The organism is Archangium sp. (assembly GCF_036389735.1).
Taxonomy (GTDB): Bacteria; Myxococcota; Myxococcia; order Myxococcales; family Myxococcaceae; genus Archangium.
Genome location: NZ_DASVWK010000863.1, coordinates 1 through 5126 on the forward strand (window position 1 = coordinate 1; position 5126 = coordinate 5126).

The window sequence follows — 5126 nt, forward strand, 5'->3', positions numbered from 1 at the left end:
GCGCGTCCAGCACGGGCTCACCTACCCCACACCCACCAACCGGTACCCACCCCGTCCCGCACCGGACACCCACTCGTTGTCCCGTGCCGGGCACGCATCTGAAACCTAGTGACACTCCCGCCGCGGACCACCCCCCTCCCCGGAATCCGCTCGGAGGGGGAACGAGGCGCCGGGCCCTGGGGTGCTCGACTCAGAGCTGCACGCCCGCCACGAGGCCCGGCCACGTCCGCACCCTCACGGCGTCCTCGCTGTAGACGAAGCCCTGTCCCCAGCGGTCCATTCCCCTCGGCTCCTCGCCGTGGAAGTTGACGAGGCTATTGACCGTCACCCCGCCGAAGACGGCGAAGTGGGAGAAGGGCTGCCAGCCGCCCAGCAGCCGGAGCTGGCCCAGGAGGTTGCCGCTGGGGCTGATGAGCCGGCCCTCATGCAGGGAGCTGGCGAGGGCATCCAGGTCCAGGAAGAGGGGGCCGAAGGGGATGTGGGCCCCGAAACCCATTCCCGCCGCCCACCAACGCCGCTGGCCCTCGCGGCCGGGCCGCAGGCCCACCGTGAACAGGGTGTGGAAGTACTTGCCGCCAAACTTCAGCGCCACGTTCGTCATGGACAGGTCGCTGGCCCACACCTGCACGTGGTGCTGGCCATTGCCCACGAAGTTCAGCAGGCCAAGGTTGGCGCCCTCCGCCTCGCGGGCCACGTTGATGAGGCCCAGCTGGAGGCCCTTCATCCGCCGCGCCACGTTGATGAGGCCCACCTGCGCGCCGCTCACCTCACCGCCCACGTTGAGCAGGGAGAGCTGGCCGCCCTCGAGGTGGCGCGCGATGTTGATGCCCGAGGAGGCCTGAAGGCCGCGCGACGGGCCCGCCGCGATGTTGAGGCCGACGGCCACCTGCGCGCCCACCAGCTCCCCCGAGGCGACGTTGACGCCCACCGCCGTCTGCCAGCCGCGCATCGAGCCCCCGGCCACGTTGCCGCCCAGCGCGAATTGCATGCCCCGCACCTGCCCGGCGTAGTTGGCGCCCATCGCCATCCCGAGGCCGCGCAGCTCCCCGTCCACCCAGTTGCCGACCATGGCCGCGGCCAGTCCATCCACCCGCCCCGCGTGGGTGGCGAACACACCGAGGGAGAGATTGTTCACCACATTGCCACTGGAGAACCCGTTGGTGCCGATGCCCGGCAGCAGGGAGAAGTTGAAGGGCCTGTGCACCTCCGCCGACACGTCCTGCCGCGGGGGTGCCGGCTCCTCGGCGCCCGCGGAGACCGACACCACCGCCGCCAGCACACCTGCCCACACCGAGACATCACGCTTCATCGCGAACCTCTTCCCGTCACTGGAAAAAAGCTTTCGGCGACTGGAACACCCGCGCCCCGCGAATCTGTCACCGGTATTCTTCCGGGCATGCTGACGCGCACCATTCCGAAGAGTGGCGAGAAGCTGCCCGTCATCGGGCTCGGCACCTGGCAGACGTTCGACGTGGGGCCCTCCCCCGCCGAGCGCAAGGACCAGAAGGAGGTGCTGAAGCGCTTCCTCGCGGCGGGCGCCCGGGTCATCGACTCCTCGCCCATGTACGGCCGCGCGGAGACGGTGGTGGGAGACCTGCTCCGCGAGCTCGGCCAGGAGCGCACGCCCTTCCTGGCCACCAAGGTGTGGACCAGCGGCCGCGAGGCCGGCCTGGAGCAGATGCGCGAGTCGATGCGCAAGATGGGCCACGGGCAGCTCGACCTGATGCAGGTGCACAACCTCGTGGACTGGCGCACCCACCTGCCCGTGCTGCGCGAGTGGAAGACCGCCGGGCGCATCCGCTACCTCGGCATCACCCACTACCAGCGCGGCGCCTTCGACGAGCTGGAGAAGCTCATCCGCGAGGAGTCCCTGGACTTCGTGCAGCTGCCCTACTCCATCGCCCTGCGCGACGCGGAGCAGCGGCTGCTGCCCGCGGCCGCCGAGCATGGCACCGCGGTGCTGGTGATGCGGCCCTTCGAGAGCGGGGACCTCTTCCGCCGGGTGAAGGGCAAGTCGCTGCCCCCGTGGGCCGCAGACTTCGACTGCACGAGCTGGGCGGGCTTCTTCCTCAAATACATCCTGGGGCACCCGGCGGTGACGTGCCCCATCCCCGCCACGAGCAAACCGCGCCACCTCGAGGACAACCTCCGTGCGGGCACCGGCCGCCTGCCCGACGCCAAGACCCGCGCCCGCATGGTGGAGTACCTCGGCCTGTAGTGGCGGCTCAGTCCTCCAGCATGGACTCGTAGACGAGCTCGCCCGTGAGGTTGAAGACGAGGCCGGTGCCCAGCTCGCCCTCCTCGTCGTCACGGCCCACGTCGATGATCTTCTCGTCCTCGTCCCACTGGCCCATGTAGTACTCGTCGCCCGCGGCGATCCACGCCCGGTCCTCCGCGACGATCGTCTCCACCGTCTCGCCCTTGTCGCTGGTGGCCCGGTACACGGTCCACTCCAGCTCCTCCTCCTTCAGGTGGGAGGTCACCTCGACGAGTTCCTCGTCCTCCGGCTTGCCGCCCGCCTTCTCCTCCACCTTCCACTTGCGCTCGGCGCCCTTGGGCTTGCGCGCCAGCCAGCCCTTGAGCAGGTCCCTCAGGCCCGACTCGGCCTTCTCCTGCAGGCCCTTCATGTCCGCCGGCAGCCCGGCCTCGTCCAGGGCCATCAGCGCCGTCTCAAGCTGGATTGCCTTGAGGGCCCACTCGTTCATCTCGGTCTTCAGCATCGCCGTCCATCTCCTCGGGCCACGTCGGGCCCGCCATCCCTCCCGGGGACCAACCTCGGGCAGAACGCGAGCCCCTATCACGTTCCCGGAAGAGGTGGGGCGACGCGTGGGGTCGGGCAAGGCGAGGGGACCGAGCCCCTCACGGACCGGAGGGCAACCCGTTCCCGAGGACAGGTTCGCTGTCGGGTCGCGAACGTGGGCGCCTCCTCCCCGACAGACCAGCAACCGAGCAGGGCCAGGGAATGCTCGCCATGTGCTGGGGCACTGCGCACCTTCCCGGTATCCGGTGCTGTCACGGCTGGCCAAGGAGCGTGCACGGTGAGTGGCGAGCGGCAGGAGATGAGCCTGGACTTGAGCCTCCCGGCCTCCGCTCCGCGCAAGCCCGTGCGCGCGCGTGTGCTGGCGGTGCTGCGCCCGGCGTTCGTGCTGGCGGGAGTCGTCGTGCTCGCCCTGCTCATCCGGGACGTGGGCACGCGGGAGCTGCTGGCGGTGTTGTCGCGAGCGGCGCCCTGGCTGCCCCTGGTGCTCGCGCTCGAGGCGGCACGGCTGGTCCTGGACGCGGTGGGCACGTGGGTGGCCTACGGCAGCCGGTCGCGTGAAGTGCCCTTGCCCTCGACGATTCGCGCGCAGCTCATCAGCACGGTGGTGTCGAGCCTGGCGCCGGCGGGACGGACCGCGGGCGAGGCGCTGAAGGCGGCGCTGCTCAGCCCCTACACGGGAGCGGCGACGGCGGCGGCGGCGGCGGCCACCTCGCAGGCGGCCTCGCTGGTGGCGGGTGGCCTCATCTCCCTGCCGTGCGCGCTGGCGGCGTACCTGCTGACGGGGCCCTCGTGGGTGACGCTGGCGCTCATCGTCCACACGGTGCTGCTGGTGCTCGTGGGCGCGGGGTTGCGGTGTGGCATGCGGGCGAGGAGGTTGGGCGGGTGGCTCAATCGTCGTGTCCACCGCCTCGCCCCACACACGGAGACCTTCCAGGAGTCGGCGCGGGGCTGCGCGCTGCTGCCCGCGCGTCCCATCCTCGCCATCCTCCTGGGCCGGGTGCTCCAGGTGGCGCAGTACGGCGTGCTCGCGGTGGCGGTGGGCATCGACACGACGGTGGTGCGGGCCCTCTTCGCGCAGGGGCTCAACCTGGTGGCGCTGGCGGTGGGCGCGCTGGTGCCCGGTCAGTTCGGCGTGAGTGACGGCGCCTTCGCGTTGTCGGCGGGGGCCCTCGGCACCACCACGGCCAAGGCCATGTCCATCGCGCTGATCGCGCACGCCATGCAAGTGCTGTTCGTGCTGGTGGGCTCGCTCACGCCCCTGATGTGGAAGACGGGCTCTCCGAAAAGGGGATAGAGTCGGCGCCTCTTGTCGACTGGGAGGGCCCCCCCCTGACCCGCGCCCTGTTCGTCGGTCTCGTCCTCGTGTGCCTGCCAACGTTCGCGCGGGAGCCACCGTCCGTGGAGCCCCAAGGACTCGCGGCGGTGAAGGCGCGCGGAGAGTTGCTCTGGGGGGCCGACGCGCAAGGCGGTGCCCCCTACGTCTTCCAGGACCCGATGGAGCCCAATCGGCTCATCGGCTTCGAGGTGGACCTGGCCGAGGCCCTCGCCGCGAAGCTCGGTGTGAGAGCCCGGCCGGTGCTCGGCCCGTGGGATTCGCTGCTGGAGCTGCTGGCGCGCGGCGACTTCGACGTGGCGCTCAATGGCATCGAAGTGGCCACGGAGAAGCGGCGCGTCTGCGACCTCTCGCGCCCCTACTACGCCGCCGCCGAGCGGCTCACCGTCCGACGAGGAGATGCCCAGGCCCCCCACACCCTCGCCCAGACGAAGGGCCGTCCCGTGGGCACCCTCCCCGGCTCGCTGGCCGAGCGCATCCTGCGCCGCGCGGACGCGAGCGTGAGGACGTACGAGGGCGGACAGGATGAGATCTTCGCGGACCTGAAGCTGGGCCGCACGGACGCGGTGCTGCTGGACGAGCCCATCACCCGGTACTACGGCGCCATCGAGCCGGAGCTGGAGGTGGTGCCGGGCACCTTCGGCAGCGTGCGCTATGCGGTGGCGGTGCGGCGGGACGAGGACTCGCTGCGCGAGGCCATCGACGCGGCCCTGGTGGAGCTGGCGCGCGAGGGCACGCTGCGAGCCATCTACGAGCGCTGGGGCCTGTGGAATCCCGAGACGGCGGCGTTGCTGGGGGATCCAGACCCGAGCCCACGTGGGGTGCCGGAGCAGTACGAGGCGTGGCGGGCCGCGGTGGGCAAGGTGCCTCCGTTCCTCGACCGGGTGCGGGAGCGCTACCCGGCCACGCTGGCGCTGTTCGCGCGCGGGGCGCTGATGACGCTGGGGGTGTCGCTGCTGGCCATGGCGCTGGCGGTGGCGGTGGGCGTGGTGCTGGCGGTGACGCGCGTCTTCGGTCCCCTGCCGCTGCGCT

General features: G+C 71.2%; 5 protein-coding genes. 3 read left to right on the forward strand and 2 right to left on the reverse strand.

The annotated features are described in order from the left end of the window. Window positions 1-190: 190 nt before the first annotated feature. On the reverse strand, window positions 191-1309 hold the full coding sequence (locus VF794_RS30895) for an LA_2272 family surface repeat-containing protein (protein WP_331116654.1): 1119 nt from the start codon (window positions 1307-1309) through the stop codon (window positions 191-193). A gap of 87 nt (window positions 1310-1396) precedes the next feature. On the opposite strand from VF794_RS30895, the gene VF794_RS30900 reads away from it, so the two are divergent. Further along, the gene (locus VF794_RS30900) at window positions 1397-2218 is read left to right on the forward strand and encodes an aldo/keto reductase (RefSeq protein ID WP_331116656.1); all 822 of its coding nucleotides are present in this window, start codon (window positions 1397-1399) and stop codon (window positions 2216-2218) included. A gap of 7 nt (window positions 2219-2225) precedes the next feature. Here VF794_RS30900 and VF794_RS30905 read toward each other — a convergent pair whose 3' ends face one another. Beyond that, window positions 2226-2720, reverse strand: coding sequence for a hypothetical protein (locus VF794_RS30905; protein ID WP_331116658.1), 495 nt, complete (start codon window positions 2718-2720; stop codon window positions 2226-2228). A gap of 318 nt (window positions 2721-3038) precedes the next feature. Here VF794_RS30905 and VF794_RS30910 point away from each other — a divergent pair, with 318 nt between their 5' ends. Together VF794_RS30910 and VF794_RS30915 are read left to right on the forward strand one after the other, a co-directional pair. Continuing rightward, the gene (locus VF794_RS30910) at window positions 3039-4055 is read left to right on the forward strand and encodes a lysylphosphatidylglycerol synthase transmembrane domain-containing protein (RefSeq protein WP_331116660.1); all 1017 of its coding nucleotides are present in this window, start codon (window positions 3039-3041) and stop codon (window positions 4053-4055) included. 104 nt (window positions 4056-4159) lie between these two features. Continuing rightward, the coding region (locus VF794_RS30915; RefSeq protein ID WP_331116662.1) for an ABC transporter substrate-binding protein at window positions 4160-5126 on the forward strand (967 nt) is incomplete at its 3' end.